We start from the raw sequence: 26,720 nt of genomic DNA on the forward strand, positions 1-26,720 counted from the left end.
TGTGTAACAGTCCGGCGAGATTACAGTTCGGATATTACCACGATGCAACTTTCACTTGATGATCCGCTTTGGGACCATTTGCCTGGCGCTTACGGCGTGGAGGATGTGCGGGGACCTCTTTCCAGCCTCCTGGAGCAATGGGACCCGGAGCTGTGCAACACGTTGCTGTGGGATCGCCTCCATCATCAGGAAGCGCTCTACCCGGCCACTTGGGCGGCACTGCCGTGGCTCTGGCAGATCGCAGGTCACTATGAGGATGCGGTGGCACCGCTCTTTGATTTTTTCGCCCATCTTCTCGCTCTGGCCAAACGCGCGCCTGCGAGCTACTGCGCCTACGAGGGATTGCCGCTCTCGGGGGCGGATCTGGATCATTGGCATGTCTCGATACCACCCGCGATGATCCCGCCAGCGGATGCGCTGTTTGAGGCTCTGGTGGTCTGGGTCGAACCATGGGCCGTGCAGGTTTGCCGCGCGTTGAACACGTTGATCGAGGGCGCCGATCACGCGCAGGCTGCTCACTACTTGCGCGGAATTACCGCTTGGGAGCATCCCGAGCACGAGAGTTTTGAGCGGGCACTCGGGTTTCTATCCGATGGCTGGTCGATCAAAGAGATGCTCGAAACCTTGGAGGCAGATGAGGATGTCTCGTTTTACATGAGCGCGCGCGAAATCAGTTTTGCATCGCAGGAGGCCGCGCGTCTGCAAGGGCTGTGCCCGGACTTGGCCAGAGATCTCCGCGCGTTGGTTGATGCAGTCCTTGCGGACAGCCCTGCGACACCTACGCAGCCGCATCCAGATCAGATGTCTTTGTTTGAGTGATACGCGCAGCGCCGGTGAAGGGCGCGCACCCCGATGCGCGAGTGCGCCTACTGGGTGCCTACCAATACTCATGTCTTCCGGGGGGTATCTGAAGGGGCGGCAACCGTGGCCTCTGTCAGATCCGAACGTCAGACCCTCAGATCGACACCATTGGCATCTGCCGGCGGGATTTGCAGCGGTACCGGATCACCGCCGCGGGCATTGGCGAGGGAAATTTCTCCCGCCTGATCAATCCCGCTCAGCGTGAGGCTGCCGCCATCGGCATAGCGCAGGAGCAGTTTGTCACCTTCGCGGGTGATGCTGGTGGGCGCGGCAGAGGCGATGGTCAGGTTTGCCCCAGGTGCCAGCATGGCAATATCATCGCCGTCCCCATCGTTGCGCGACAGGGTGACGGTGCCACCGCCATTGCGCACTTCGATCATGTCATTGCCACGTCCACCGCTCACTGTGACGGCCTCGGTTGCGGAGATGCGGATCAGGTCGTCGCCCTCACCACCATCCACAGAGCCCCGCGCGGCCGTGACATCAATCGCATCGGCCCCGTCGCCGCCGCTGATGCGTTCGGCAATTGTCGCCTGTAAGCTGATGATATCATTGCCTGCGCCTGCATTGATGCCCTGCGCATAATCGGCTGAGATCCGCAGCCTGTCGTTCCCGTCTCCGGCGGAGACACTGTAGAGGTTATCCGCATCAATGCGGAGGCTGTCATCGCCGCCACCGGTGCTGATGGACCCCGCAGTCTCGGCCTGAATGGTCAGCCTGTCATTGTTGGCAAAGGTCTGCGTGCTCATCCAGGTTTTGGAGCCTTCCGTGTCGGCAACCGTGACGGCAATGGTGGGTGTGGCATCGGTGCTGACGTCAAAGACCTGCGCGCCGCTGAGGGAGACCACATCGGCACCGTCGCCGGTCTTTACGCCAAAGATCATACCCTCGGTTTCCACCGAGACCTCATCCGCGCCTGCGGTGCCCACCGCATCCGGCATGGCGAATTTCGCGCTCAGGAAGGTGTCATCTGTCGCGTCACCGCCCACGATCGACATCAGGATCGTGTCCGCCATCGTGTCGCCGGTGCTGACTTGCCCGAGGATCTGCATGGCGACAGTGGTGGCGTAATCTGCGTGGTCGGGATCCTCGTCCCGCAGTTTGGCAATGGCGACGCGCATGTCCGCGGCCTGCTGGCGGTAGCGTTGGGCGGTGAGGTTGATATCGCCGACGCCCATGCCTTCCTTGACGGTGATGCCGTCCTCTGCTCGCATCTGATATTCGGTGTGCATGGCCGCCTGGCCGCGTTTGCCTGCCTGTTCGACCTCATCGGCATCCTTGAGGGTGCGTTTGTTGCTGGCCATATCCTGAAAAATCTGTGCGATCCGGGGGTCTTGGCCCGGCAAAATAGCTGTCATGATATCAATCTCCTCATGGCGCGATCCATGCGGCAAAGGTCTAGTTCCACCTATGGGAGAATGAGGGCTGATAGCTTACCAAGGAGTTGCATTTAATACCGATTGTCTGGTGCACCTGCCGTTTTTGCGCTGTTTTTTGCAGATCGCTCCGTATCGGTGCATGCTGTCAGGGCTCCCGTCCGTCTTGCGGGCATGAAACATGCCCTGATCCGGTTGGGCCCTGTGGGTTGGGGGTGGCGCCGGGCCAAAGGCCCGGCGCCACCCCCAACGCCTTTTCGGCGTTTTGCGACTGCAAAACACCAAAAGGGGGCGGGAGCGCCCCCCTTTCCCCTTCACAGGGGCGGGTTGCGCGGGTTTGATAGCGCGCTCATGCTGAGGGGTGCACCCGGCGGGCGCATGGGGGCACCTGTGCGGCGACGGGCGGAGAGAAGGACAACGAATATGATCACGCGGATGGTGTCACTGCTGGGCGGTCTGGGCGCGGGCGTTGGTCTGTCGCAGTTCCCGGCCTATGCGCAGGCCTATCTGCAGCGGCTCGGCGGCCATGTGGATGCGTTGCGCCGCACGGTGGCAGAGTTTGACGCGGATGCAGCGGCCCTTGGCCTCGAACGGCAGGCGGCGCTGGTGCAACTGGCGCAGGGTGGCGAGATGGGAGCGCAGCGGGCCGAGACCATGGCCGCCACCATCGACCGATATGCGCGTCTGTCCTCCGATCTGCATGAGCTGGCGGCGATGGCCCCGGTGGAGCGGGCGCTGCATCTGGGGCGTTTTGCCGAAACAGAGATCGCCAGCGCCACGCTCAGCGCCTTTGAACCCGCGGTTCCGGTGTCTCTTGACGCGATGCTGCTGGCGGGTGCTGGGGCGCTTCTGGGAGGCGGTCTGCTTTGGGCGGTGTTGCGCGGGCTCCGGCGTGTCTTTGCCCGCCGCGCGCGCCGCCACGACCGGCTTGCTTGACCGTGCCTGCGTGCGCCCCTAGGGTCTGCGCGACGCGCGCTCCCGACGGTCGGAGCCGGATCTACACCACATAAGGAAGACAGCCTAAATGGCCGCACCCGCGCCTTTTTCCCGTTTCGAATGGATGATCGCCTGGCGCTATCTGCGCGCCCGCCGCAGCGAGGGCGGTGTCTCGGTGATGACCTGGATCTCACTCATCGGTATCACGCTGGCGGTCTTTGCGCTGATTGCCACGCTCGCGGTGCGGTCGGGGTTCCGGTCGGAATTCGTCGGCACCATTCTTGGCGCCAATGCCCATGCCACCGTCTATGCTCATGGCGAGGTCACGGCAGCCGGCACGCTGGACCGGCGCATTACCGATTTTGCCGCGCTGGCGGATGCAGTGGGCGAGGTGCCCGGAGTGTTGCAGGCGGCGCCCCTGATCAAGGGCCAGGTGATGGCCAGCCGCGGGGATCGCAATGCCGGTGTGCAGGTCTATGGCATCCACGCCGCAGATCTCGCCGAGATCCCGGGTGTTGCGCAGAGCGAAGAATCCTATGGCGAACTTGGTCGCTTTGACGAGGGGATTGCGATCGGTTCCGGTGTGGCGCGCAGCTTGGGGCTGAGCATCGGCGACAAGGTCAAGCTGATCTCTCCCAACGGAGTTAAAACCGCCTTTGGCACCTCGCCACGCGTGAACGCCTATGAGGTGGTCTATGTCTTCACCGCCGGGCGCTATGACATCGACAACACCCGCGCCTATCTGCCCTTTGCCGAGGCGCAGAGCTATTTCAACCGCGAAGGGGCGGCGGATGAGATCGAGGTGATGGTCGCCGACCCGGAGGCCGTCGATCAGTATATCCTGCCACTGCTGCAGGCGGCGGGGCAGAGCTATGGCGTCTGGAGCTGGCGCGACAGTTCGGGGGGCTTTCTGCGGGCGCTGGAGGTCGAGGACAACGTGATGTTCGTGATCCTGTCGATCCTGGTGCTGATCGCGACGATGAACATCGTTTCCGGCCTCATCATGCTGGTGAAGAACAAGGGCCGCGACATCGGCATCCTGCGCACCATCGGCCTCAGCGAAGGGTCGGTCATGCGGGTGTTCTTCATCTGTGGCTCGATCACCGGGGTGATCGGCACGCTGCTGGGGGTGATCCTTGGCTGCCTGTTCGCGATCTATATCGATCCGATTTTCTCCTTTGTGAACTATGCGATGGGCGGCGGAGTCTGGGATCCCTCGATCCGCGGCATCTATGCGCTGCCTGCGGAGTTGCAGATGGGCGATGTGCTGTCGGCGGTGGGCCTGTCGCTGGGCCTGTCCTTTGTCGTGACCATATTTCCGGCCCGTCGTGCGGCGCGGATGAACCCGGTGGAGGCACTGCGCTATGAGTGAGATCACGTTGCAGATCGACGGGCTGACCAAGACTTATCTGCCCGGCACCCCGGGCGAGGTTCAGGTGCTGCGCGGCGCGGATCTGACCCTGCGCGCGGGCGAAGTGGTGGCGCTGGTGGCGCCTTCGGGGGCGGGCAAGTCAACGCTGTTGCAGATCGCAGGCCTGCTGGATGTGGCCGATGCGGGCACCGTCGAGATCGGCGGGCAGGACATGGCAGGTGCCAGTGATCGCAAGCGCACGCGGGTGCGGCGGCAGGACGTGGGGTTTGTCTACCAGTTCCATCATCTGCTGCCGGAGTTCACGGCGCTGGAAAACCTCGTGCTGCCACAGCTGGCCAATGGCGTTTCCCAACGCGCGGCAGAGGCGCGCGGCGCCGAGCTGCTGGCGCTTGTGGGACTGTCGGACCGCGCCGCGCATCGACCCGCAGCGCTTTCCGGGGGCGAGCAACAGCGGGTGGCAGTCTGCCGGGCGCTGGCCAACAGCCCGCGTATCCTGCTGGCGGATGAGCCGACCGGGAACCTTGATCCGGCGACCTCGGATCAGGTGTTTGATGTGCTGATGCGGCTGGTGTCGGAGACCGGGCTGTCGGCACTGATCGCCACCCATAACCTGGAGCTGGCTGCGCGTATGGACCGGGTGCTGCGGCTGGAAGAAGGCGTGCTGCGCGCGGGGTGATGCACGCTGATTTCAGCGGGCAAAGCGGGGGTCAGGCGGCGATCTGGGTGATCCAGACGCCGGCGGCCATCACCGAAATACCCAGCGCCCGCATCCATGTCAGCGGGCTGATCTGTGCGCCAAAGAGGCCAAAATGGTCGATGGCGGCGGCGGACAACAGCTGCCCCAACAGCACGAAGAACACCGCGTTGCCAACCCCGAAATGGGGCGCCACATGGGTGATGGAGAGCACGTAGAAGGCCACCAGAATCCCACCCAGCAGCAGGTGTTTCGGGGCGACCACAACCTGCGTCAGGGTTTTTGGCCCCACCAGCATGTAGAATGCGATCGCCGCGACAAAGGCCACCGCAAAAAGCACCACGCAGGCCGCGCCCGGGGCGCCGAGGAACTGCCCCAATCGCGCGTTGAGCGCAGCCAGCACCGGAATGCCGATCCCGGCCGCCAGCATGATCAGCGCATATTGGGTCATTTCGCTTGTCCTCCCCATGATCGCTCCACCTGCGATTGCGTGTCGGGGCAGAATGCGGCGCTGGCAAACAGGGGGCAAGCGCTATCCGTGCGCCCGCGTATTTCTACGCAACGCTCCTCTGGGCGGGGGATCAATCGCAGATCTTGTCGAGTTTGGCACCCTTCCAGGGCAACAGCACGTCGCTTTCGCGGCTGTGCGGCAGGTCGGAGACGGGCATCACCTCGGCGAGCATCTCATGCAGGCGTTGGGTGCGCGGGGCCTTGGGGGCGAGGGCGCGGCAGCAGACGTATTCCTCCACGATGGTGCCCTGCTGTTCGTAGCCATAAGCGAGGAACTCCGCCGGGCCATCAAGGTCAAACAGATAGGGATCGGGCGAGGCGCTATGTTCGCCAAGCGCCTTCAGCGGCGTGTAGCCGGTGAGGGCGCGGTTCTGCCATTGCCAGACATGGGTGGCCTCATGCGCCAGGAGCATCGCCTCCACCAGATGCAGCGTTTGCGGATAGTCAGGCGTGTAGTCCGGCGCAAACCATTCGCGGGTGAAGAAGATACGGTTGAACAGCGCCACCGCAGCGGGAGAGGCGGTGACCAGCTCGCCGGCGGGGCGCGGTGGCAGGATGCGTTCTCGGCAGGTGGTGCGCGGGCGTTGCGGGCGGCGGAAGGTGACCGCGCGCAGTGGCGCGCCCTCGACCAGACGCAGGCGGGCGTAATCCAGACTGTCGCCATGGATGGTGCCGAGGAACAAGCGTTCCCGCTCGGTCGGGCTGCGGCCGCAGGCGGCCAGCAGGATCAGAATGAGGAAGAGCGCCCTAGACACTGAACGCCCGCACCCGGCTGCCCCTGGGAAGCGACCGCTCCGATTGCGCCGCCCAGCTGGCGCAGGCGTCCTGCAGTAGCTGCATCGGCTCTTTTATGGCGGCGGGCGTATCGGTGACTTGCCGATCGAAACCCGCGTTGACGGCACAGAGGGAGACCACCGGCGGCCAGCGGTCCTTGGGCCGGGCGGTGATCTGCGACATGGGCTGTACCCGTCTGCCCTTGAGCGCGGCGGGGTCGCAATGGCGGGCGACCGGGATGGCAAAGATCTCGTCGAAATGGCGCATGGGTGGCGTCCTCAGCCGGGCAGGTCGAATATGGGGTCTCTTGGGGCAAGCTTAGCGCGTGCGGGGGCGCAGCTCCACGATGGATTTGACCCGTCGGACCAGCAGCAGCTGGGCGGGGAAGTTATGAAGGCCAGACGTGCAGATGCCCCTCTCCGCCCTCTGTCTGGCGGGAAGGTTAGGCGCGGCGGCCTGCTGGGATCAATCTGTTTTGTCACTGCCTTACAAGGCGTTGTGGCAAAGAGCGTGATAAATGGCGGCGCCGCCACGAGGGTTTGAAGTCCCCGGGGAGGCGGAGAGGTGGCGCAGGTTTCCCCGCGTCTGGCCGGATCCCCTGCACCCGATGAAGGGGTGGTCTCTGGGGCCCTGTTCTCCTCTTGGGCGGCGGGATGTCAGCCCGCGCCCGATGTCGCGACGCCGTTGAGTATGGCATCCGGGGGTGAAGGGCGCGCGTGCTGGCCGTGCGCCGGGGGTGCAACGCCGGTGGCCGCGGCGCTTGGGGCGTCCGGGGGGCCTCCGGCGGGGATATTTGAGAGAAGATGAATGTGAGGGCTGGGCGGTCGGAGACCTGCGCGCGCTGCTGTGTGCGCCGAGGTGCAGCGCTTATCGGAGTTTCCCCTGGGGCGTGGCGCGCAGCGGCACGGCCCGCGCCGGATTGGGCTCCGCCCGTTGCGACCTGAAACTGTCCCCCAGACAGTTTCCAGGACGGTCTCAGCTCTCCCCGGGGAGTTCGAACCGGTTCGCGCAGCGGCAAACGCTCTGGGGGAGCGTTTGAGGTGCGGACGGGCGGAGCCCCTCGCATCGAACATTGCAATTCGAAGTGCAGCGCTTGCAGGAGTTTCCCTGGGACGTGAGGCGCAGCGGCACGGCCCGCGCCTGACCTTCCCCCCGGGAGTTCACGCCGGTTCCCGAAGGGACAAACAGTCCGGGGGACTGTTTGAGGTGTGGACGGGCGGAGCCCTGCGCAACCGACGGTGCAAATCAAGGAGCGGCGTTGGCGGGATTTTTCCTGGGACGTGGCGCGCAGCGGCACGGCCCGCGCCTGACCTTCCCCCCGGGAAGGCGCTTCACGCCTCCCCAAGGTCAGGCGCGGGCCTTTGTCGCTTCACTTTCCGAATCTGTCGTCAAAACTCTTGATGAATCGCAATACAGCTCCAACGGCGTCGAAAATGAACCGAGCCTCTCTTGGCGGTAATAATGCATTGTCGTGCGCGAGAGAGCGGTTATTGCGAATATCGTTGAACTTCTCAAAGACGGCTATTGAATACCGGATGAACAATATCGACATCTCTGATATTTCTGCCTCGGACTCTAGTGCTTTCTTATATTTCCCTACAAGGCTATGGAGCGGCTCATCCTGTTGACAGGAGATATCACGAGTTTCGAGTAAACTACGAAACCTCTTTGTACAAAAAAGGTGAAGTCTATCTAGCGCTGCTTCTGGAGCGTCATCTCGAAGGTCGCGTTCAATTGACTGAAGCAGTGCGTGAAGAGTGTCCGAATCCTCAAATGCAGTGAACGCTTCCAAGCTGATTTTCGGGTTATCACCTTCAAGTGTAGCAACTATATTAAAGTAGGCGTCGCGAAGTTTGTTTTCATCATGTGGATCAGCAAGATCTCCGTAAGTGGGAAGTGTACTGCGATAGTCCCATAAATTTCTGAGAACGTGAGCAGCTTGGGAGCTTCCAACGTCGTTCAAAATAGTTCTAAGGCGGTTTGCTTTACTATTTCCATTTCTACCGAACTCGTCTGAGTAGAACTCAAGACCAAACTCATCTTCAAAATGCTCTTCAATCGTTCTGTTGCTAAAGTCCAAGACATAGCCTTGTCGCATGTCCAAAGCTTTATCTAAAAGCCTTTTTTCTGACCGTTTTAAATTATCATATCCCCTCAAACATCCAGCTCCTCCACGAACTTGGCGTTTTCCTGAATATACTGGTAGCGCAGCTCGGGTTTCTTGCCCATCAGGCGCTCGACCAGATCTCCGGTCTCGCCGGGTTCGTCCTCGTCGATGGTGACCCGGATCAATTTCCGGGTCTTGGGGTCCATGGTGGTCTCTTTCAGGTCCTTGGCGTCCATCTCGCCGAGACCCTTGAAGCGGCTGACGTCGATCTTGCCCTTGCCGCCAAGGCCCTTTTCCAGCCACATGTCGCGCTCGGCCTCGTCGAGGCAATAGACGCGCTTGGCGCCTTGGGTCAGGCGGAACAGGGGGGGGCAGGCCAGATAGAGGTGACCGCCGTCGATCAGCGGGCGCATCTGGGTGAAGAAGAAGGTCATCAACAGGGACGCGATATGGGCGCCGTCGACATCCGCATCGGTCATGATGATGATCTTGTCATAGCGCAGGTCATCGAGGCTGAACTTGGTGCCAAGCCCGACGCCAAGCGCCTCGCAGAGATCGCGGATCTCGGCGTTTGAGGTCAGCTTGCCGGAGGCGGCGCCCAGCACGTTGAGGATCTTGCCCTTCAGCGGCAGGAGCGCCTGATATTCGCGGTAGCGTGCGCCCTTGCCGGAGCCCCCCGCAGAGTCACCCTCGACGATGAACAGCTCGGTGCCGGAGCGGTCCTTGGAGGTGCAATCGGTGAGCTTACCGGGCAGGCGCAGCTTCTTGGTGGCCGATTTGCGCTGGGTCTCCTTCTCCTGCTTGCGGCGCAGGCGTTCCTCGGCCCGCAGCACCAGGAAATCGAGGATGGCACCGGCGGATTTGGTGTCGGCGGCGAGCCAGTTGTCGAAGTGGTCGCGCACCGAGTTTTCCACCATCTTGGCGGCGATCTCGGTGGAGAGGCGATCCTTGGTCTGGCCGACAAAGGCCGGATCGGCGATGAAGCAGGAGACCAGCGCGCAGCCGCCCGCCATCAGATCCTCGCGGGTGATGCTGGCGGCCTTCTTGTTGCCGACCAGCTCGCCATAAGCCTTGATGCCTTTGAGCATTGCGGCCCAGAAGCCGGCGACATGGGTGCCGCCTTCGGGGGTGGGGACGGTGTTACAGTAGGACTGGGTGAAGCCATCGCGCGAGGGGGTCCAGTTGATCGCCCATTCCACATAGCCGGGCGCGTTGAACTTCTCGCGGAACTCTACCTTCCCGGCGAAGGGCGCATCGGCGTAGACGGAGGATTTGCCCAGCACTTCGGTCAGATAATCCTTGAGGCCGCCGGGGAAGTGGAAAGTGGCCTCGGTCGGGGTTTCACCGTCGTCGATGGCGGATTTCCAGCGGATCTCGACACCGGAGAACAGATAGGCCTTGGAGCGCACCAGGGTGAACAGGCGCTTGGGTTTGAAGCGATGCGAGCCGAAGATCTGCTCGTCGGCGTGGAAGGTCACGGTGGTGCCGCGCCGGTTGGGGGCGGCGCCGATCTTTTCCACCGGCCCCTGCGGTACACCGCGCGAGAACCGCTGTTCAAAGAGTTCCTTGTTCTTGGCAACCTGCACCACCAGCAGATCCGACAGGGCGTTGACCACCGAGGAGCCCACCCCGTGCAGACCGCCGGAGGTCTGATAGGCCTTGCCGGAGAATTTGCCGCCCGCGTGCAGGGTGCAGAGGATCACCTCCAGCGCCGATTTGTCCGGGAACTTCGGATGCGGATCGATCGGGATGCCGCGGCCATTGTCGCGCACGGTGAGCGAGTAATCCGCGTTCAGCTCCACCTCGATGCGGTTGGCGTGACCGGCGACGGCCTCGTCCATGGAGTTGTCGAGGATTTCCGCCACCATATGGTGCAGCGCCCGTTCGTCGGTGCCGCCGATATACATGCCGGGGCGTTGACGCACGGGTTCCAGGCCTTCGAGGACTTCGATGGAGGAGGCGTCATAGGTGTCGGACGAGGACGGGCTCAGGAGATCGTCGGCCATATGCGGATCACTGCTCTTATCGTTGGGTTTGGTTGGTGGCTATTATGGCGTATGTGATCGAGCGGGGGAAGGGGCGTGACGCGCCTGTGGATAAGGGCGCTTCCCGCGTGTCGACACCCCGCCCGGTCAGCGTTTGGCGGCGGCCGTACGGGTGGCTTGCCGCAGATCCTGCGCAACAGCTGTGGGGGTGAGGGTAAAGACTTCCTGCCCGCCGTAACTGCCGTGCGCAACCAGAAAGAAGCCGGAGATCCGCTGAACCCAGCGCCCCACGCCGCCGCTGGAAGATGGGGGGATTTGGACGTCGGCACCCGATATGGTCTGATCCAGGGCCAAGTCCAAGGCGAACAAGACCGCGGAGGGCTGTTGTGCGCCGGTCCCTGTGATGCAGGTGTGGTTCGGCTCGAGAGACCAGAACACATAGGAACTCGCGTCTGCGGCCGCGCTCATACCAGCGGGCGGATCCGTGTCACAGGCCGGTGTGCGGCGTGGTGACAGGTCGTTTACGTAGACGGAGAGGTCCAGGAAGACCGGGTTGTTTCCCTGCTGGGCCAGAAAATCACGCAGCGCGGTGTTGTCGCCGTCTCCGAGCTGGCTGGCATCGGTGCTGGCGGTGCCGTCGAAATAGGCCAATGTCGGCGCCGGACTGAGCCGATCCCAAAAGTAGCCGATGCCGGTTGCAATGCCCAAGAGCGCCGCCACCAGAGCGGTGATACGCTCGACGCGTCCAATGGCCACGATCAAACCTCCCTTTGCCGATTTTGGGCGCAGCCTGAGTTGACCCTGCGCGGGGGGCTGCTCAATGTGTTGTTCAAACAGTCGCAGCTTAGCAAACGGGGGACATCGGTCCATGGGAAAGAACGGTATATTGGACCCCGACGACTGGGGCGCGTTTCGCGTGGAGGCGCGGCGGATGCTGGATGCGGCGATCAGCCAGATGCAGGTGGCGCGCGACCGGCCCTGGCAGCCGGTGCCGGAGGATCTGGAGGCGCGCTATGCCATCGGGCAGGCGGATCAGGGCGATCTGGTGGCGCGGCTGGTCGAGGAGGTGCTGCCGCATCATGGCGGCAATATCCATCCGCGGTTCTGGGGCTGGGTGCAGGGCACTGGGCTGGCCTCTGATCTGATCGCGGGCATGGCGGCGGCGGCGGTGAATGCCAATTGCGGCGGTCGCGACCATGGCGCCAACCGGATGGAACGCGCGGTGATCGACTGGACGCGGCAGGCCATGGGCTTTGCCGAGGGTGCAAGCGGCGTTTTCACCTCCGGCACGTCGCAGGCCACGGTGCTGGCGTTTCAGACAGCGCGGGTGCGGGCGGTGCCGGATCTGCGGCAGTCGGGGCAGGGGGATCGGCGCCTGACGGCCTATGCGGGGGCAGGCGTGCACAATGCCACGTTGAAGGCGCTGGAGCTGCTGGGCGTTGGATCGCAGAACCTGCGCCGGGTGCCGCTGCGCGACGGGCAAATGGATCCGCAGGCGCTGCGGGCCATGCTGGCCGAGGATCGGGCGGCGGGCGCGATGCCGTTCCTGATCGTGGGCACGGCGGGATCGGTGGACCTCGGGCTGTTTGACGACCTCAATGCGCTGGCGGATCTGGCGGCTGCCGAGGGGCTTTGGCTGCATGTCGATGGGGCCTTTGGCGCCTGGACCCGGCTGGCAGAGCCGCCGTGGCGGGGATTGAGTGATGGTATCGAACGGGCCGACAGTCTGGCGTTGGATTTTCACAAATGGATGTATGTGGGCTATGACTGCGGGCTGGTGCTGATGCGGGATGCTGCCGCGCACCGGGCGGCCTTTGCGGCGCGCCCGTCCTATCTGGCGGGGTCCGAAGCGGGGCTGGCCGGGGGCGAGCCGTGGTTCTGCGACTACGGTATCGACCTCAGCCGGGGCAATCGCGCGATCAAGGTCTGGTGCGCGCTGGAGATGTTTGGCGCGGCGGCCTTTGCAGCGGCCATCACCGACAATTGCAGGCAGGCGGCGCAGATGGGCGCGCAGGTAGAGGCGCGGGACGGCTTTGCGCTGATGCATCCGGTGGTGTCGAATATCTGCGTCTTTACCGCCGCGGACGAAGAGACACCGGAGCGCCAGTCACAGATCAACACGCAGATCGCCATGGCGCTGCAGCTGACCGGGAGCGCGGTCTTTTCCACCACGGATGTGGCGGGAACCACCTGTTTGCGCGCCGCGATCACCAATCACCGGACGCGGGACGAGGATATCACCGCCGCGCTGGATGCGGTGCAGGAGATGCGGTTGCGGGTCTGACCTGCCGCGCGACCGGGAGGCTTTGCTTTGCGCAGGCGGCGGGGTAGCGTGCCTGCATTATATGCTGGAGGTGACGAATGGCCTGGATTGAGACCGTTGCATTTGAAAAGGCGACCGGAAAACTGCGCAAGCTCTATGACCGGGTGGTGGGGCCGGATGGCAATGTCGACAACATCATGATGGCGCATTCCCTGCGTCCGCATTCCATGGAAGGGCACATGGCGCTCTACAAGAATGTGCTGCACCACAGCGGCAATGCGCTGCCCAAGCGGTTTCTCGAAGTGCTGGGGGTCTGGGTGTCGGCTCTGAACGGCTGCGACTATTGCGTGGAGCATCATTTTGCGGGCTTGCAGCGGTTGCTGCAGGATGATGCGCGTGCCGATGCGATCCGTACTGCCATTGCGGCGCGTGACATTGACAGCCTGCCGCTGCGGGATGCGGACAAGGCCGCGCTGGTCTATTCGCAAAAGCTGACAGAGCGCCCGGCAGAGATGGTTCAGGCTGATATCTGGCCCCTGCGGGACAATGGGCTGTCAGATGGCGAAATCCTGGAGATCAATCAGGTGGTGGCCTATTTCGCCTATGCCAATCGCACGGTGCTGGGGTTGGGCTGCTCGACGCAGGGCGATGTGCTGGGGCTCAGCCCGGGCAACAGCGCCGATCCGCAGGACTGGGGCCATCGGTGAGCCGCGGGCCGGGTGCCGGGCGGAAACCGGCGCAGGATGCGCGCGTGATCTTCAAACCCGCTTGAGCCCTATGGGTGCCTTCAGTAGATGTTATAACATGATCAAGAGATTTGCCCTCTGTATTGCCCTGCTCGCGCCTGCGCCGCTTCTGGCGCATCCGCATATCTTTGTGGACACCGGGCTGAAGCTGGAGGTGAACGCCGCCGGAGAGCTGACCGCGGTGGAGGTCACCTGGGCCTATGATGATTTCTATTCGCTGCTGATCTTTGAGGACCTGCTGCTCGACAGTGATTTTGACGGCGCGCTGACGCCGCAGGAGCTGGAGCGGCTGAAAGGCTTTGACATGAACTGGAGCGAGGGGTTCGAGGGCGACCTTTACCTGACCGCCGGGGCGCGCGCTCTGGCGCTGGGCGACCCCGTCCACCTGAGCACCGAGGTGGAGCGTGGCATCATCACCACCCGCCACCGGCGCGAATTGATCGGCGAGACGCCTGTTGCGGCTGGTGGGGTGACGGTGAAACCCTATGATCCGACCTATTACACGGCCTACGACCTGAGCCGCGGGGTGGAGGTGACCGGACCCTGTACCGCCTCGGTCACGCCGCCGGATCTGGACCGGGCCTATACGCTGGTCGAAGAACTTCTCTATGCGATGCCGACGGAGCAGGCTGAGGATGCCTATCCGGAGGTCGGTGCGGCCTTTGCCGCCACCGTCTCGCTGGCGTGTGAGGGCTGAGATGGCACGGCATTTGCTGACGATCCTTGGCAGCACGCTGCTGCTGGTTGTGCTGCTGGGCGCGGTCTGGCTCTGGGGTTTTGGCGGCGCGGAGCCGTTGCTGCGTGCGGCGGCCGAGGCGCAGCGGGAGGCGCAGAATGCCATGGCGCAGGGGCTGCGGGCGCTGAAGGGCGGCCAGCCCGGTGCCTGGTGGAGCCTGATGGGCGTCTGTTTCGCCTATGGGTTCTTTCACGCAGCCGGTCCGGGGCATGGCAAGCTGGTGATCGGCGGCTACGGGCTGGGGCGGGCTGTCACCCTGTGGCGCCTGTCGGGGCTGGCGGTTGCGTCCTCCCTGGCCCAGGCGGCAAGCGCGGTGATCCTGGTGCTGGCCGGTGTCTGGCTGTTTGACTGGGGGCGGGAGCGGCTGACCGCCACGGCGGAGGATCTGCTGGCGCCAGTCTCCTACGGGTTGATGGCGCTGCTTGGACTGTATCTGCTGCTGCGCGGTCTGCGCAGGGCGCTTCGGCTGCGGTCAACAGGCGGGCTGCATCATCACGCCGACCATGGCCATGTGGCGCCGGGGCATGGCGCCGCTGCTGATACAGGTCACGCGCATCACCAGACCCATCGTCAATCTACCGACCATCCATCCCATGATCCTCACACGGATGATGGCCATGGTGATGCGGATCATCACCATCATGGACCGGGCGCAGTCTGTGCAAGCTGTGGTCATCGCCACGGACCGACGTTGGAGGAGGCCGCAAATCTCTCCTCCTGGCGGGAAGCCGTGGCGATCATCCTCAGCATCGCGGCACGTCCCTGCACGGGCGCAGTGTTTCTGCTGTTGTTGACTTGGCGGCTGGATGTGCTGTCGGCGGGGGTGGCGGGGACATTCGCGATGGGGGTGGGCACGGCATGTGTGACGCTTTGTGTTGCCCTTGTTGCGGCGGGCGTGCGCGGTGGCGTCCTGGCGCGGGTGCTGGGGCAGGAGGGGACTGGCGGCGCGCGTCTGGCCGCCGCGCTGGAGGTCTGTGCCGGTGGGCTGGTTCTGGTGCTTTGCCTGCAGCTTCTGATGCGCAGTATGTGACGTAGCGTTACACGGCGCATTGGCCGGAGAGGCCGCTATAGGCGGGCTCTCGCCGTTTTCCAACTGCCTATTCCTTGTGCAATTGTATCGGTACGAAAACCTGACTTGTCGATACATCAAACCCGGCCTAAGGGCTTGTGCCACAAGGAGGCCGATCAGATGGCAAATACACCCCCGGTACAGATGAGCTATGGCGGACATGTCCGCGCATTGTCGATCCTTGGCCTGCCGCTGATCGGTGGTCACATCGCGCAGTTTGCCATCGGTCTGACCGATACGGTGATGCTGGGGTGGTATGGTGTTGCCGAACTGGCCGCTGTGACGCTGGCGCAGTCATTCTTTTTCGTGTGGTTCATCCTGGGTGCCGGGTTTGCCTTTGCGGTGATGCCGATGGTGGCCTCGGCGGCCGCTCGGGATGACCATCGCCGCATTCGCCGCTCCACTCGCATGGGGCTGTGGCTGTCGGTGGTCTATGGTGCGCTGTCGATGCCCCTGATGTGGTATTCCGAGGCGATCCTGCTGGCGGCCGGACAGGAACCCCAGGTGGCGGCGGATGCCGGAACCTACCTGCGGATTGCAGGCTGGGGGATCTTCCCGGCGCTTCTGGTGATGGTGTTGAAATCCTACCTCGCCGGGCTGGAGCGCACGCAGGTGGTGCTGTGGATCACGGTGATGGCTGCGGTGGTCAATGCGGTCGTGAACTATGTGCTGATCTTCGGTCACCTCGGCCTGCCCGAGATGGGCCTGCAAGGCGCGGCGCTGGCCTCCTTGGCGACGCAAAGCGTGTCTTTGCTGGCGGTGGTGGGCTACGCGCTGTGGCGCCTGCCGGAGCATGACCTGCTGCGCAACCTGCAGCGTCCCGACTGGGAAATGATGCGCGAGATCGTGCGTCACGGCCTGCCCATCGGTCTGACCACCCTGTGCGAGGTGAGCCTGTTCTCGGCCTCTGCGCTGATGATGGGCTGGCTGGGCACGGTGCCGCTGGCGGCCCATGGGATCGCGGTTTCGGTTGCGGGCCTGACGTTCATGGCGCATCTGGGGCTGTCCAATGCAGCCACCATTCGGGTCGGCAACGCGCTGGGGCGCAGCGACAAGGTCCATATGGTGCGCGGTGCGCTGGTGGTGACGATGGCGTCGCTGCTGATCGCGGTGGCAACGGTGCTGGTGTTCTTTCTTGCTCCGGAGCCGCTGATCCTGCTGTTCCTCGACCCGGACGATCCGCAAAAGCCCGAGATCCTGGCAATCGGTGTGACGCTTCTGGCAATGGCCGGTCTGTTCCAGCTGATGGACGGGATGCAGGCGATCGCGCTGGGGCTGTTGCGCGGGTTGCTGGATACCGGCGTGCCGATGGTGATGGCGGTTCTGAGCTACTGGGCGGTCGGGGTGCCGACCTCCTATATCCTTGGCTTCCGGTTCGAGATGGGAGGCGTCGGTGTCTGGATCGGTCTGATCCTCGGCCTGAGCACCGCGGGCGTTCTGCTGCTGTTGCGGTTCTGGGTGCATGCGCTGAAGCATATGAACATGACACCTCCCGGCGATCTGCCCCCGGACATGACGGCCGGTCCCGCCGCCTGAGGTGGCGGCGGCCCGATTTTCCTATCTCAGGGCAGGGGGCAGCCGTCGGACCTGACGCAGTGCTTTGACGCGCTCAGCTGTCCTGCCCGTGGTTTTGTGACAGACGGTCGGCTTTTTTGCGTACCAATGTGCTCCGCAGGTCATGCATCGCGAGCAAAAGCCCATCGGTGACCTGCGCCAGCTGATCGTCGCTGGCGCGGGACTGCGCCCATTGTGCCGTCAGGTTCAGGTGATCCACGGTGCGCAGGATGTCGTCGACCTCACGATCCGCGAGCAAGGCTTTGCGCTCTTCCATCCACGCCCGGATGGCGGTGAGATCATCCGCGCTCAGCACCCTGTCGCCATGGGGTTTGATGTCGCCTTTCTTCAGGTTGACCACCGCGATCTGGTTCATCGCCAGCCGCTGGTTGCGGTCTTCGGTGTCGACGCGAAACACCAAGGCGCCATTCTCGCGCACACGGAAATAGTAGTCGGGTAGGGCGATGCTCATGGAGGAACCTGAAAATACCTGCAATTTTTGAAATCTATCAGGCTGATACGGCGAAGCAAGAGGCGGCGCGATGTTGCGTCAATCTAACCCTGCCAATCACCCGGAGCTGACGGGCCATGGTGGGGCATCCCTTGCGAATGCGGCCCTCTGGCGATCCCGAGATCCGTTGCAATATGCCAAAACGGGGCGCCGCGCTGCTGCACGACGCCCCGGTCATTCCTGTCCGAGTCCTTGGGTCCCGCGCGGCTTAGCGCAGCGACGCGCAGAACCGCTGGATGCGGGTGCAGGCTTCTTTGAGCGCCTCATCCGAGGTGGCGTAGCTGACGCGGAAGTTCGGCGACAGGCCAAAGGCCGCGCCAAAGACCACCGCCACATCCGCCTCTTCCAGAAGCGCGGTGGCAAAACTCTCGTCATCGACTACCTTGGTGCCGGCGGGCGTGGTCTTGCCAATCAACCCGGCGATCGACGGATAGACGTAGAAGGCCCCTTCCGGCACCGGGCAGGTCAGCCCGTCGATCTCCGACAGCATCGACACCACGAGATTGCGGCGGCGTACGAAGATCTCGTTATTGGCAGCGAGGAAATCCTGCGGGCCGGTCAGCGCCTCGAGCGCGGCATATTGGCTGACCGAACAGGGGTTCGACGTGGACTGCGACTGCACCTTGCGCATGGCGGCGATCAGCGGCTCGGGGCCGGCGGCATAGCCGATGCGCCAGCCGGTCATCGCATAGGCCTTGGAGACGCCATTGCAGGTCAGCGTGCGGTCATAGAGGGCGGGTTCAACCTGGGCCGGGGTGGCAAATTCAAAACCGTCATAGGCGAGATGTTCGTACATATCATCCGTCATCACCCAGACATGCGGGTGGCGCAGCAGCACATCCGTCAGCGCCTTGAGTTCGCTGCGCGAATAGCCCGCGCCGGTGGGGTTGGAGGGCGAGTTGAAGATAAACCATTTGGTCTTGTCGGTGATCGCCGCTTCCAGCTGCTCCGGCGTCAGCTTGAAGTTGGTCTCCAGGCTGGCCTCCACCGCGACCGGCGTGCCGCCCGCAAGCAGCACCATGTCGGGGTAGCTGACCCAATAGGGCGCCGGGATGATCACCTCGTCGCCGGGATTGAGCGTCGCCGTCAGCGCATTATACAGCGTCTGCTTGCCGCCGGAGTTCACCGTGACCTGCGCGGGCGTGTAGTCGAGATCATTGTCGCGCTTGAACTTTTCGCAGATCGCCTGCTTCAGCTCCGGGATGCCGTCGACTGCGGTGTATTTGGTCTTGCCCTCGGCGATGGCGCGCACGGCGGCGTCCTTGATGGACTGCGGCGTGTCGAAATCGGGCTCGCCCGCACCCAGGCCAATCACGTCGCGCCCCGCCGCCTTCAGCTCGCGGGCCTTGTTGGTGACCGCGATGGTCGGCGAAGGCTTCACGCGGGAAAGTGTCGCAGATAGAAAGGACATGTCGGACCTCGGTTTGAATGTCATCTTTAAACCTCATAAGATGAGGCCAAACGGCAATCAAGTCATCCACGAAGGAGAGACCACATGACCGACACCACGACGGACTGGTACGGCCCTGACGCAGCAACGTTTGGTGATCGCGTGGCCGCGGCCCGGGAAAGCTCCGGCATGTCCCAGGGACAGCTGGCCCGCCGCATGGGGGTGAAGAAATCCACCCTAGCGGGCTGGGAGCAGGATCTGTCCGAGCCGCGGGCCAACAAGCTGTCGATGCTTTCGGGGCTCTTGAATGTCTCCATGAGCTGGTTGCTGACCGGCGAAGGCGATGACCTGTCTGGTCCGACAGAGGACACGATGAGCGAGGACATTTCCGCGATCGCACGCGAATTGCGCAGCCTGCGCGAAGATCTGCGGTCGCAGGCCGAACGGGCGGGGCGTCTGGAAAAGTCCCTGCGTCGTCTGGTGGCATCCCAGGAGCCTGCGGAATGATCGAAGCCGAAGCAGGCCAGGAAACGCGGGAGGTCCGCATCAAGCGGCTCTCCATGCGCTCCATGCGCCGTGGGATCAAGGAGATGGACATTCTCCTCTCCGGGTATGCGGCGGCGAATCTGGCTCAGATGAGCGATGAGGGTTTGACGCTCTATGATCGGCTTTTGCGGGAAAATGACCAAGATCTTTACCAATGGGTAACAGGTCAGGTCGCCGCGCCGGAGCCGTTTCACGCTCTGATCGATGAAATCTCGAGAACATACGAAAAATAAAAGAGAAATCCAGTTTAACGCATTTTCAGGAAATTGCCGTCATATTCGACGAGAAGCAATTTCGACTCGGAGATGCTGCATGAGTATGGAACGACCAATCAACCAGCTGGATCGGAAAGGATTCATGACTGGTTACCTGGATGCACTTGCACTGGTGGAGCGTCTGCACCGCCTGCTGCTAGATGTAGTCAAGGATGAGTTTGAACGCGTGGGTGTCCTTGACATCAACGCGGTGCAAGCTCTGTTGCTGTTCAACATTGGCGACAATGAGGTGACAGCCGGGGAACTGAAAAGCCGCGGCTATTATCAGGGCAGTAACGTAAGTTACAATCTGAAGAAGCTGGTGGAGATGGGCTATATGCACCATCAGCGCTGCGAAATCGACCGTCGGTCGGTTCGTGTGCGCCTGACCCCCCGCGGCCGGGAAATCCGCGACATTGTTGCGTCGCTGTTCTCTCGTCACGCTGAGGGCCTGGAGACCAAAGGCGTGATCAGCGCCGAAGGGATCGAGGATATCACCGTCTCTCTCAAGCGTATGGAGCGGTACTGGTCAGACCAGATTCGCTACATCTATTAAGAACCGTTTTTCGGGCCCAAGGTCCGTGGAGCATAAAGACAGGAATTGCACGACGTTCGCCTTTTTTGCCTCCTTCGGCTGTGCCGGAGATCACCAGTCAAATCTGACGACCCAGCAACACTGTCAACCCTGTCCAAGCCACCGCAATGCGCGGTCAGGATGATGAGACCGGGGTGGTTGCAGAAGCAACCAAGGCACTGCCGACGCCGGAAAATTCGGCAATCTGTAAGTAGAGTGTACGTAACACGTTGCATCCCATTGGTTCGGGCATGCTGCGACGGTGACCCCATGGGCCACCCGACCAGTTCCGACCTGCGGATGTAATATCCATGTTGCGGCGCGCGCCTGTCCTTCCTTCGCAAGAGGCACATGACGTCTGGGTGATCGACCACGGACCGCTGGTCCTGATTGCTCGCCCGCATCTGCATGATGGCTCTCACCCAGCCCGGCCCAGGTATTGACCTGCGCCGGGCTGGATGTCGTGTGACCGTCCGGTCTGGCGAAATCGCGGCCCTGTCCGGTGCCAGTTGGGTTGCTGGAAGCTGCAAGAGCGCATTGGCTGGCGGGGGCGCGTTGCGTTTCGGTGGCGGCGGTTATGCGGTGCTGCGACGAGCTGTCTTACTGAAACAGTGCTCTGCGTGATCCGATCAGCGCTGTCTGAACACGCTGGTCATGCCGTCTGCCGTAGGTCCATTCTCGGCCGGCCGTGTTCTGTTGAAGGACATCTCTGGCGCGGCCACGGATGCGATCCGGGGTCAGAATGTTCATTTTTGTCAATGATATAAAGCCGAAAACGTGACGCCCGCGACCGGTCCGGGCGCGGGCGTGGCAGGGCATCAAGGGCAAGTCTCACATGACGGTGTCACATGATGAGGCTTACCAATGGCCGGTGTTTTCCATGCTGGCCCATGGCTCTGCAGCGTCAAGCGCGTCACCAGCCTGCAGCAGCTCGATGGAGATATTGTCGGGCGACCGCACAAAGGCCATGCGCCCATCGCGCGGCGGGCGATTGATGGTGACGCCATTGTCCATCAGGTGCTGGCAGGTCTCGTATATATTGTCGACCTCATAGGCGAGATGGCCGAAGTGACGGCTGTCAGAGGGCAGCTCGTCATCGCCGTCCCAGTTCCAAGTCAGCTCGATCGGGGCTTCGTCCTGACCGGGAGGCGCGAGAAAGATCAATGAGAACCGGCCGCCCTCGCTGTCATGGCGGCGGATCTCTTGCAGGCCCAGAAGCGCATAGAACGCCATGGATTTGTCCAGATCCTTCACGCGGACCATCGTGTGCAGATACTTGAGCGGCATGGGAATGTCCTTTTTCAGTTACCGAAACAAATCGGCGTCGCAGGTCAACCTAAGCTCGGTGGCGGGAATGTCGAGAGGGGCAGAGCAAAGCGCTTGGATCTCGGGGTTTGGCGCGGTATCACCGACCGGCAATCAGGAGGTTTTCCCATGCAGCAGTACCACGATGCCTTGCAGCATATCCTCGACCACGGGGTGGAAACCAGTGACCGCACCGGCACCGGCACGCTGTCCTGTTTCGGGATGCAGCAGCGCTACGATCTGGCGGATGGGTTTCCGCTGGTGACCACGAAGAAGCTGCATCTGCGCTCGATCATCCATGAGCTGCTTTGGTTCCTGTCCGGTGATACCAACATCAAGTATCTAAAGGATAATGGTGTCTCAATCTGGGACGAATGGGCGGATGAGAACGGCGACCTCGGTCCCGTCTATGGCCACCAGTGGCGCAGATTTCCGCGGCTGGAGCTGGCCGAGGGCACGCTGGGGGATGAGCCGCTTTATCGCGCGGGCACTGTCGATCAGATTGCGGATCTGGTGAAGATGATCGAGACCAGCCCCGACAGTCGCCGCCTGATTGTCAGCGCCTGGAACCCGGGTGACGTGCCGGAGATGGCGCTGCCGCCCTGTCATACTCTGTGGCAAGTGCGGGTGCTGGGCGGCAAGCTGCATCTGCAGTTGTACCAACGCTCGGCGGACATGTTCCTTGGTGTGCCGTTCAACATCGCATCCTACGCGTTGTTGTTACAGATGCTGGCCCATGTGACTGGATATGAGGCTGGGACCTTCGTGCATACGATGGGGGACGCGCATATTTATTCGAACCACATGGAGCAGGTGCAATTGCAGCTGTCGCGCCAGCCCAAGGTTCTGCCGAAGCTGCGGATCGCGCGGAACGTGACGTCGATCTTTGACTTCAAATACGAGGATTTCGAGGTCGTCGGCTATGACCCGGATCCCACCATCAAAGCGCCCGTTGCGGTTTGACCGCTGGGGGCAAGGACAGGCTTTCCCATGATTACACTCATCGTCGCGCGGGCCCGCAATGGCGCCATCGGCAAGGACAACGACATTCCCTGGCACGCGCCGGAGGACCTTAAGGCGTTTCAGCGTGAGACCTCTGGCGGGGCCATTATCATGGGCCGCAATACCTGGGACTCTCTGCCATTCAAGCCGTTGAAAAATCGTTTGAATATTGTCGTATCGTCGAACCCAGACGCGGCAGAGACCGTGGTCTCCTCGATCGCGGAGGCGGTAGCGTTGGCGCGGAGTGAGGGCTATGCGCGGATCTATGGGATCGGTGGTGCCGGGGTCTACAAGGGGATGCTGGAGATGGCGGACCGTTTGATGATCACCGAGGTTGATCTGGACATCGCGGAGGCTGATGCCTATTTCCCGACCTTTGACGAGACGGCCTGGCGGGTGGCGGCAAAAATTCCGCTCAGAGATGACGCGCCAAACTGTGTGCTGACAGAGTACCTGCGGAACCCTGTCTGACGATAGGCACTGATGGTATTTTGATTTTTGAAAGAGTCGCGGCTGCGCCCAAGCCACACACAAGCAGTTCGGGCGCAGCGGTGATTTTGGGGGAAGGGCTCAGAGCAGGCGAATATCGCCGGCCATTTCGCGGCCATCTCGGCCTTCGCTCAGCTCATATCCCACTTTTTGGTTGTCAGCCAGGCCGGTCAGGCCAGAGCGTTCGACGGCGGAAATATGGACAAACACGTCCTTGCCGCCCTCTTCGGGTTCAATAAAACCATAGCCCTTGGTGGTGTTGAACCATTTCACGGTGCCAGTTGGCATGTCCCGTGTCTCCTTCTTACTTGCACTTCACTTTGAGCATGCTCAAAGTACCTTTCGTCCACGCGTGCCGGAGCCGATGGATGGTGTCCGGAACACGATAACCGAAGCCCTTTAATTCAAAAGAGCCAGTTTGAGTGTGGCACGCAGTTTCGAAAAATCAAAGAAAATCGGTGGGGCTCTACCATAAATTGTGTGAAACTTTCATATGCAAGGGGAAGCAGTCGTGAAGCTATATGGGTTGAAGACATGTGATACGTGCCGCAAGGCGCTGAAATCATTGCCGGATGCGGTGTTTGTCGATGTGCGGAAAGACGGTGTTCCAGAGGTGGTTATTGAGCGGGCATATGCTCAATTTCCGGATAAATTCCTCAACACACGTTCAACCACATGGCGAGGTTTGAGCGAAGATGAGCGGGCGCGCCCGCCGCTGGAGCTGGTCAAAGAGCATCCAAGCCTGATGAAACGACCGCTGATCGAGACGGGCGATCAGCTCTATCTCGGCTGGACCGCGGATGTAAAATCGGCGCTTGGGGTGGCCTGAAGCTACGCGCTTGATTGAGTGAAAACGGCGCGCGAGGCATGATCCTCGCGCGCAGTCCTTTTACGGGGAACGGTGATGGCTCAGGTGCTGGCATCGTCCTGGCGCCGCCGCAGCAGGGCGTCCACCGAGAGCGCGCCGGCGCCCTTGACCACCAGCACCACCAGGACAAACACCCAGAGCAGGCGCTGGTCCATGATGGTGCTGTCGGAGGCGCGGTCGAACCAGGCGCCAAGCGTCTTGGCATCGGTGGCGCCGTGGCCGTAGACGTCCGTGAGCGATTGCATCACCACAAAGCCGATCATGCCCAGCGAAGCGAGACGGGTGGCAAAGCCGATGACGATCAGCAGCGGCAGGATGAATTCGGCGTAGGTGCCCGCCATGACGACGGCCCAGTGAAAGACACCAAGCTGCGAGACGTCATAGCCTGCGGCCTCCAGCTGTTTCGGGAAAATCTGGCTGTAGGCGCCGATCGAGGGCGAGACCACGCCGAAGAGGCCATCGCCCAGTTTGGTCAGGCCGGAGTTCCAGTAGTAGATCAGCAGCACGGCGGCAAAGGTGAAGCGGGCAAACAACGGCATCAGCCAATTGCCCGCGCGCTCGATCAGGTCGAATGCGGCGTTATGCAGAGAAATCAGGGCGTTCATATGAAGTCCTATTGCGAGAGGTCGGTGAGGGCCAAGCCCTCGATCAGAAGCGCCAGCGGGGCGCTGAGGTCAAAATCGGGAAAATCACTTGTGACGGCCTCGGTCGCGCTGCCGAGGGTCTCGCCTGCCTGAAGCCTGGCAATCCAGTCCGCACCGCCCGGGGGCAAAGGCTGCGGAATGGGGTCGAATTCGGGTCGGGTAATCAGCACATCCTCGGCGCGGGCAATGGGCTTGGGCGCGTCGGGATGGGTGTTGTAGGCCCAGATGGCGTGGATCGGCCAGGGCGAGCGCAGCACGGCCATCGCGGGCGCGAAGCTGAGGCGGCTGGCCATGAGTTCGTCGGGCGGCAGGGTGCCGAGGTGCAGCGTGTCGAGGGGCGGGGCATCGGCGGCGTGGTAGCTGCGGCGCAGGGCCAGTTCCAGCCGCGCCACATCGCCGAGATAGCCGAGGTGAGAGAGCTGTTCGAGGCCTTCCAGAAAGTCGGGAAAGCCCTGGCCGTAGTGCATCATCAGGGGAGAGGTCGGCGGCTGGGCGCGCAGATAGAGGGCGGCGAGCCCGTCCATGTTTTCCGGCCCCAGCAGCTTTGTGATGACGGGGAAGCCCTGATGCAGCGCCTCCGTGAGGGAGACGGCGACATTGTTGCGATAGACGCTGAAGCGCCGCCCGGCGGGCAGATCAGCGCCATCCAGCAGCCCCTCGGGCACCGGCAGGCGTGCGTCCAGAATGGCGCGTGTGAACTGGTCCTCGCGCGACATCAGGCGGCCATTTTTACGGCGTTCAGCGCTGCGGCGGCGCGGGCGGCCTCGGCCTCCAGCACGGGCCAGTCGGGCACATCGGTGTCCCATTCCACCAGCGTTGGTTTGGGGCCGGAGCGGGCCAGCGTATAATCCAGCAGCGCCCAGACCGGGTCCACCACCGCGGCCCCGTGGCTGTCGATCAAGAGCGGGGCGCCGTGGTCATCTTCGTCCTCGTCATGGCCGCCAAGATGAATTTCCCCCACCAGATCAAGCGGGTAGGCGTCGATGTAATCCTGCGGGCGGTAGCCGAGGTTGGTGGCGGAGACAAAGACGTTGTTGACGTCAAGCAGCAACCCGCAGCCGGTGCGTTTGGCAATCTCGTGCAGAAAGGCGGGCTCCTCCCAGGTGCTCTCGGCAAAGGCGAGGTAGCTGGAGGGGTTTTCCAGCAGCATCTGGCGACCCAGCAGGCCCTGCACCTGATCGATGTGATCGCAGACACGGGCCAGCGTAGCGTTTGTATAGGGCAGCGGCAGCAGGTCGTTGTAGAAATGGCTGTCGTGGGTGGACCACGCGAGATGTTCGGAAAAGCTCGCGGGATTCAGCCAGTCAGTGAGGTGCTTGAGGCGGGCGAGGTGATCTGGATCCAGCGGGCTTGCGCCGCCGATCGACAGGCCGACGCCATGCACCGAAATGGCAAAGCGCTGCGACAGATGGCGCAGCTGCGCCAGCGGGCGGCCGCCATCGCCCATGTAGTTCTCGGCGTGGATTTCCAGCCATTCGACCGATCCGGCATCCTCCAGAATACGCTGGAAATGCTGCGGCTTGTAGCCGACGCCGGGCGCATGTGGCAGCGCGTCTGGGCGCGGGGAACGGTCGGGGCGGGTGAGCATGGCGCATCTCTTTCTGGATCAGGCTGAATCAGGCGGAGAACAGGAGAGCCGGCGGGCCTTGGCCGGGAGAGACGGGCGCGCCGTGTTGCGCGCGCCCGTTGTATGCGTCGGACGTGATGTCCGGGCGTTGGGCCTTAGGCCGGCAGGTCGCGTTCCAGCGGCTCCAGCGCGCCGGAGCGGTCGGTGCCATCGGCCATTGCCGGCAGGTCCATCTCGGTGCAGGTGCCCTTGTCCACCAGGGTCCAGGCGTTGCCCTGGTAGTCCACGGTGGAGGTGCCGGCGCAGGTGGTGCCGGGACCGGCGGCGCAGTCGTTCTGGCCTGCGAGGGAAACGCCGTAGCATTTTTCCTTGGCCTGCGCCGAGGCATGGGTGGTGGTGACGGCGGTCAGAGCTGCGGCAACGGCGCCAGCAACGGCGAGGGTTTTCTTGGTGGTCGACATACGCGTGTCCTCCTGAAGTGATGAGCGTCGTCTTTGGTGACAGGGCTACCTTAACCGGGGAGGGTTGCGAAAATAAACTCACGAGGCTGTGCCTCACGTCCGCGTCAGTCAATGTCAGAGAGGCGT

At 62.7% G+C, this 26,720-nt stretch carries 30 protein-coding genes; 15 read left to right on the plus strand and 15 right to left on the minus strand.

All coding sequences use genetic code 11. From position 1 onward, the window contains the following. Positions 1–42: 42 nt before the first annotated feature. Positions 43–819, plus strand: a complete 777-nt coding sequence (locus R0J92_RS03525; protein WP_411050734.1) for a hypothetical protein — start codon at positions 43–45, stop codon at positions 817–819. Positions 820–947: 128 nt separating this feature from the next. On the opposite strand, the gene R0J92_RS03530 is transcribed toward R0J92_RS03525, so the two are convergent. Next, positions 948–2,219, minus strand: a complete 1,272-nt coding sequence (locus tag R0J92_RS03530) for a calcium-binding protein (RefSeq protein WP_411050735.1) — start codon at positions 2,217–2,219, stop codon at positions 948–950. A 441-nt stretch (positions 2,220–2,660) separates the two neighbouring features. On the opposite strand from R0J92_RS03530, the gene R0J92_RS03535 reads away from it, so the two are divergent. From R0J92_RS03535 to R0J92_RS03545, 3 genes are all read left to right on the plus strand, one after another. After that, a complete protein-coding gene (locus R0J92_RS03535; RefSeq protein ID WP_317386511.1) occupies positions 2,661–3,173 on the plus strand; it encodes a DUF2937 family protein in 513 nt (170 codons plus the stop codon). Positions 3,174–3,261: 88 nt separating this feature from the next. Then, on the plus strand, positions 3,262–4,545 hold the full coding sequence (locus R0J92_RS03540) for a lipoprotein-releasing ABC transporter permease subunit (protein ID WP_411050736.1): 1,284 nt from the start codon (positions 3,262–3,264) through the stop codon (positions 4,543–4,545). Then, positions 4,538–5,221: an ABC transporter ATP-binding protein gene (locus tag R0J92_RS03545; RefSeq protein WP_411050737.1), complete on the plus strand. Its 684-nt coding sequence runs from the start codon at positions 4,538–4,540 to the stop codon at positions 5,219–5,221. The genes R0J92_RS03540 and R0J92_RS03545 overlap by 8 nt, the downstream gene beginning before the upstream one ends. A 31-nt stretch (positions 5,222–5,252) precedes the next feature. Here R0J92_RS03545 and R0J92_RS03550 read toward each other — a convergent pair whose 3' ends face one another. From R0J92_RS03550 to R0J92_RS03575, 6 genes are all read right to left on the minus strand, one after another. After that, entirely contained in the window at positions 5,253–5,690 is a 438-nt protein-coding gene (locus tag R0J92_RS03550) for a DMT family transporter (protein WP_317386508.1), read from the minus strand. Positions 5,691–5,820: 130 nt separating this feature from the next. Continuing rightward, on the minus strand, positions 5,821–6,504 hold the full coding sequence (locus R0J92_RS03555) for a hypothetical protein (RefSeq protein ID WP_411050738.1): 684 nt from the start codon (positions 6,502–6,504) through the stop codon (positions 5,821–5,823). Continuing rightward, positions 6,497–6,790: a hypothetical protein gene (locus tag R0J92_RS03560; RefSeq protein WP_411050739.1), complete on the minus strand. Its 294-nt coding sequence runs from the start codon at positions 6,788–6,790 to the stop codon at positions 6,497–6,499. Before R0J92_RS03560 ends, R0J92_RS03555 begins: the two co-directional genes overlap by 8 nt. A gap of 1,102 nt (positions 6,791–7,892) precedes the next feature. Beyond that, a complete protein-coding gene (locus R0J92_RS03565) occupies positions 7,893–8,681 on the minus strand; it encodes an abortive infection family protein (protein ID WP_411050740.1) in 789 nt (262 codons plus the stop codon). Beyond that, positions 8,678–10,636, minus strand: a complete 1,959-nt coding sequence (gene parE, locus R0J92_RS03570) for a DNA topoisomerase IV subunit B (protein WP_106162813.1) — start codon at positions 10,634–10,636, stop codon at positions 8,678–8,680. Before parE ends, R0J92_RS03565 begins: the two co-directional genes overlap by 4 nt. 126 nt (positions 10,637–10,762) lie before the next feature. Beyond that, a complete protein-coding gene (locus R0J92_RS03575; RefSeq protein ID WP_411050741.1) occupies positions 10,763–11,371 on the minus strand; it encodes a hypothetical protein in 609 nt (202 codons plus the stop codon). A gap of 112 nt (positions 11,372–11,483) precedes the next feature. Here R0J92_RS03575 and R0J92_RS03580 point away from each other — a divergent pair, with 112 nt between their 5' ends. The 5 genes from R0J92_RS03580 (at position 11,484) to R0J92_RS03600 (ending at position 16,965) form a co-directional block, all read left to right on the plus strand. Then, a complete protein-coding gene (locus tag R0J92_RS03580) occupies positions 11,484–12,899 on the plus strand; it encodes a pyridoxal phosphate-dependent decarboxylase family protein (RefSeq protein ID WP_411050742.1) in 1,416 nt (471 codons plus the stop codon). 77 nt (positions 12,900–12,976) lie between these two features. Then, positions 12,977–13,585 carry a peroxidase-related enzyme gene (locus R0J92_RS03585; protein ID WP_411050743.1) on the plus strand — a complete coding sequence of 203 codons (609 nt, stop codon included), beginning with the start codon at positions 12,977–12,979 and terminating at the stop codon, positions 13,583–13,585. A gap of 97 nt (positions 13,586–13,682) precedes the next feature. Then, positions 13,683–14,321: a DUF1007 family protein gene (locus tag R0J92_RS03590; RefSeq protein WP_106162809.1), complete on the plus strand. Its 639-nt coding sequence runs from the start codon at positions 13,683–13,685 to the stop codon at positions 14,319–14,321. Between the two features lies 1 nt (position 14,322). Beyond that, the gene (locus tag R0J92_RS03595; RefSeq protein WP_411050744.1) at positions 14,323–15,390 is read left to right on the plus strand and encodes a nickel/cobalt transporter; all 1,068 of its coding nucleotides are present in this window, start codon (positions 14,323–14,325) and stop codon (positions 15,388–15,390) included. Positions 15,391–15,549: 159 nt separating this feature from the next. Next, positions 15,550–16,965, plus strand: coding sequence for an MATE family efflux transporter (locus R0J92_RS03600; RefSeq protein ID WP_411050745.1), 1,416 nt, complete (start codon positions 15,550–15,552; stop codon positions 16,963–16,965). Positions 16,966–17,038: 73 nt separating this feature from the next. Here R0J92_RS03600 and R0J92_RS03605 read toward each other — a convergent pair whose 3' ends face one another. Together R0J92_RS03605 and R0J92_RS03610 are read right to left on the minus strand one after the other, a co-directional pair. After that, complete coding sequence (locus tag R0J92_RS03605) at positions 17,039–17,455, minus strand: hypothetical protein (RefSeq protein ID WP_317386498.1); 417 nt, start codon at positions 17,453–17,455, stop codon at positions 17,039–17,041. 247 nt (positions 17,456–17,702) lie between these two features. After that, positions 17,703–18,905 carry a pyridoxal phosphate-dependent aminotransferase gene (locus tag R0J92_RS03610; protein ID WP_317386497.1) on the minus strand — a complete coding sequence of 401 codons (1,203 nt, stop codon included), beginning with the start codon at positions 18,903–18,905 and terminating at the stop codon, positions 17,703–17,705. Between the two features lie 84 nt (positions 18,906–18,989). On the opposite strand from R0J92_RS03610, the gene R0J92_RS03615 reads away from it, so the two are divergent. From R0J92_RS03615 to R0J92_RS03625, 3 genes are all read left to right on the plus strand, one after another. Further along, positions 18,990–19,391, plus strand: coding sequence for a multiprotein-bridging factor 1 family protein (locus R0J92_RS03615; RefSeq protein WP_106162805.1), 402 nt, complete (start codon positions 18,990–18,992; stop codon positions 19,389–19,391). Further along, entirely contained in the window at positions 19,388–19,663 is a 276-nt protein-coding gene (locus R0J92_RS03620; protein WP_106162804.1) for a succinate dehydrogenase assembly factor 2, read from the plus strand. The genes R0J92_RS03615 and R0J92_RS03620 overlap by 4 nt, the downstream gene beginning before the upstream one ends. Positions 19,664–19,742: 79 nt before the next feature. Beyond that, on the plus strand, positions 19,743–20,240 hold the full coding sequence (locus R0J92_RS03625) for a MarR family winged helix-turn-helix transcriptional regulator (protein WP_207796894.1): 498 nt from the start codon (positions 19,743–19,745) through the stop codon (positions 20,238–20,240). 876 nt (positions 20,241–21,116) lie between these two features. On the opposite strand, the gene R0J92_RS03630 is transcribed toward R0J92_RS03625, so the two are convergent. After that, positions 21,117–21,545 (minus strand): VOC family protein, encoded by a 429-nt coding sequence (locus tag R0J92_RS03630; RefSeq protein WP_317386495.1) that lies wholly within the window; start codon positions 21,543–21,545, stop codon positions 21,117–21,119. A gap of 147 nt (positions 21,546–21,692) precedes the next feature. On the opposite strand from R0J92_RS03630, the gene R0J92_RS03635 reads away from it, so the two are divergent. After that, the gene (locus R0J92_RS03635; RefSeq protein WP_411050746.1) at positions 21,693–22,526 is read left to right on the plus strand and encodes a thymidylate synthase; all 834 of its coding nucleotides are present in this window, start codon (positions 21,693–21,695) and stop codon (positions 22,524–22,526) included. Positions 22,527–22,553: 27 nt separating this feature from the next. Then, positions 22,554–23,036, plus strand: a complete 483-nt coding sequence (locus R0J92_RS03640; protein WP_411050747.1) for a dihydrofolate reductase — start codon at positions 22,554–22,556, stop codon at positions 23,034–23,036. Positions 23,037–23,135: 99 nt separating this feature from the next. On the opposite strand, the gene R0J92_RS03645 is transcribed toward R0J92_RS03640, so the two are convergent. Then, positions 23,136–23,342, minus strand: a complete 207-nt coding sequence (locus R0J92_RS03645; RefSeq protein ID WP_106162800.1) for a cold-shock protein — start codon at positions 23,340–23,342, stop codon at positions 23,136–23,138. Between the two features lie 223 nt (positions 23,343–23,565). Here R0J92_RS03645 and R0J92_RS03650 point away from each other — a divergent pair, with 223 nt between their 5' ends. After that, the gene (locus tag R0J92_RS03650) at positions 23,566–23,883 is read left to right on the plus strand and encodes an ArsC/Spx/MgsR family protein (RefSeq protein ID WP_411050794.1); all 318 of its coding nucleotides are present in this window, start codon (positions 23,566–23,568) and stop codon (positions 23,881–23,883) included. 80 nt (positions 23,884–23,963) lie between these two features. On the opposite strand, the gene R0J92_RS03655 is transcribed toward R0J92_RS03650, so the two are convergent. The 4 genes from R0J92_RS03655 to R0J92_RS03670 all read right to left on the minus strand — a co-directional run bounded on the left by R0J92_RS03655 (position 23,964) and on the right by R0J92_RS03670 (position 26,594). Further along, complete coding sequence (locus R0J92_RS03655; RefSeq protein ID WP_411050748.1) at positions 23,964–24,527, minus strand: DoxX family membrane protein; 564 nt, start codon at positions 24,525–24,527, stop codon at positions 23,964–23,966. An 8-nt stretch (positions 24,528–24,535) separates the two neighbouring features. Continuing rightward, positions 24,536–25,282, minus strand: coding sequence for a putative DNA-binding domain-containing protein (locus R0J92_RS03660; protein ID WP_411050749.1), 747 nt, complete (start codon positions 25,280–25,282; stop codon positions 24,536–24,538). Then, complete coding sequence (locus tag R0J92_RS03665) at positions 25,282–26,154, minus strand: DUF692 family multinuclear iron-containing protein (RefSeq protein WP_411050750.1); 873 nt, start codon at positions 26,152–26,154, stop codon at positions 25,282–25,284. Before R0J92_RS03665 ends, R0J92_RS03660 begins: the two co-directional genes overlap by 1 nt. Before the next feature lie 134 nt (positions 26,155–26,288). Further along, positions 26,289–26,594 carry a DUF2282 domain-containing protein gene (locus R0J92_RS03670; RefSeq protein ID WP_106162796.1) on the minus strand — a complete coding sequence of 102 codons (306 nt, stop codon included), beginning with the start codon at positions 26,592–26,594 and terminating at the stop codon, positions 26,289–26,291. Positions 26,595–26,720 lie beyond the last annotated feature (126 nt).

It is taken from the genome of Tritonibacter sp. SIMBA_163, assembly GCF_046535935.1.
GTDB lineage: Bacteria > Pseudomonadota > Alphaproteobacteria > Rhodobacterales > Rhodobacteraceae > Epibacterium > Epibacterium scottomollicae.

What these genes read in the sequence shown, in the direction of transcription:
- R0J92_RS03525 (WP_411050734.1), top strand. Translation starts at nt 43, where the DNA reads ATGCAACTTTCACTTGATGATCCGCTTTGGGACCATTTGCCTGGCGCT.
- R0J92_RS03530 (WP_411050735.1), bottom strand. Translation starts at nt 2,219, where the DNA reads ATGACAGCTATTTTGCCGGGCCAAGACCCCCGGATCGCACAGATTTTT.
- R0J92_RS03535 (WP_317386511.1), top strand. Translation starts at nt 2,661, where the DNA reads ATGATCACGCGGATGGTGTCACTGCTGGGCGGTCTGGGCGCGGGCGTT.
- R0J92_RS03540 (WP_411050736.1), top strand. Translation starts at nt 3,262, where the DNA reads ATGGCCGCACCCGCGCCTTTTTCCCGTTTCGAATGGATGATCGCCTGG.
- R0J92_RS03545 (WP_411050737.1), top strand. Translation starts at nt 4,538, where the DNA reads ATGAGTGAGATCACGTTGCAGATCGACGGGCTGACCAAGACTTATCTG.
- R0J92_RS03550 (WP_317386508.1), bottom strand. Translation starts at nt 5,690, where the DNA reads ATGACCCAATATGCGCTGATCATGCTGGCGGCCGGGATCGGCATTCCG.
- R0J92_RS03560 (WP_411050739.1), bottom strand. Translation starts at nt 6,790, where the DNA reads ATGCGCCATTTCGACGAGATCTTTGCCATCCCGGTCGCCCGCCATTGC.
- parE (WP_106162813.1), bottom strand. Translation starts at nt 10,636, where the DNA reads ATGGCCGACGATCTCCTGAGCCCGTCCTCGTCCGACACCTATGACGCC.
- R0J92_RS03580 (WP_411050742.1), top strand. Translation starts at nt 11,484, where the DNA reads ATGGGAAAGAACGGTATATTGGACCCCGACGACTGGGGCGCGTTTCGC.
- R0J92_RS03585 (WP_411050743.1), top strand. Translation starts at nt 12,977, where the DNA reads ATGGCCTGGATTGAGACCGTTGCATTTGAAAAGGCGACCGGAAAACTG.
- R0J92_RS03590 (WP_106162809.1), top strand. Translation starts at nt 13,683, where the DNA reads ATGATCAAGAGATTTGCCCTCTGTATTGCCCTGCTCGCGCCTGCGCCG.
- R0J92_RS03595 (WP_411050744.1), top strand. Translation starts at nt 14,323, where the DNA reads ATGGCACGGCATTTGCTGACGATCCTTGGCAGCACGCTGCTGCTGGTT.
- R0J92_RS03600 (WP_411050745.1), top strand. Translation starts at nt 15,550, where the DNA reads ATGGCAAATACACCCCCGGTACAGATGAGCTATGGCGGACATGTCCGC.
- R0J92_RS03605 (WP_317386498.1), bottom strand. Translation starts at nt 17,455, where the DNA reads ATGAGCATCGCCCTACCCGACTACTATTTCCGTGTGCGCGAGAATGGC.
- R0J92_RS03610 (WP_317386497.1), bottom strand. Translation starts at nt 18,905, where the DNA reads ATGTCCTTTCTATCTGCGACACTTTCCCGCGTGAAGCCTTCGCCGACC.
- R0J92_RS03615 (WP_106162805.1), top strand. Translation starts at nt 18,990, where the DNA reads ATGACCGACACCACGACGGACTGGTACGGCCCTGACGCAGCAACGTTT.
- R0J92_RS03620 (WP_106162804.1), top strand. Translation starts at nt 19,388, where the DNA reads ATGATCGAAGCCGAAGCAGGCCAGGAAACGCGGGAGGTCCGCATCAAG.
- R0J92_RS03625 (WP_207796894.1), top strand. Translation starts at nt 19,743, where the DNA reads ATGAGTATGGAACGACCAATCAACCAGCTGGATCGGAAAGGATTCATG.
- R0J92_RS03630 (WP_317386495.1), bottom strand. Translation starts at nt 21,545, where the DNA reads ATGCCGCTCAAGTATCTGCACACGATGGTCCGCGTGAAGGATCTGGAC.
- R0J92_RS03635 (WP_411050746.1), top strand. Translation starts at nt 21,693, where the DNA reads ATGCAGCAGTACCACGATGCCTTGCAGCATATCCTCGACCACGGGGTG.
- R0J92_RS03640 (WP_411050747.1), top strand. Translation starts at nt 22,554, where the DNA reads ATGATTACACTCATCGTCGCGCGGGCCCGCAATGGCGCCATCGGCAAG.
- R0J92_RS03645 (WP_106162800.1), bottom strand. Translation starts at nt 23,342, where the DNA reads ATGCCAACTGGCACCGTGAAATGGTTCAACACCACCAAGGGCTATGGT.
- R0J92_RS03655 (WP_411050748.1), bottom strand. Translation starts at nt 24,527, where the DNA reads ATGAACGCCCTGATTTCTCTGCATAACGCCGCATTCGACCTGATCGAG.
- R0J92_RS03660 (WP_411050749.1), bottom strand. Translation starts at nt 25,282, where the DNA reads ATGTCGCGCGAGGACCAGTTCACACGCGCCATTCTGGACGCACGCCTG.
- R0J92_RS03665 (WP_411050750.1), bottom strand. Translation starts at nt 26,154, where the DNA reads ATGCTCACCCGCCCCGACCGTTCCCCGCGCCCAGACGCGCTGCCACAT.
- R0J92_RS03670 (WP_106162796.1), bottom strand. Translation starts at nt 26,594, where the DNA reads ATGTCGACCACCAAGAAAACCCTCGCCGTTGCTGGCGCCGTTGCCGCA.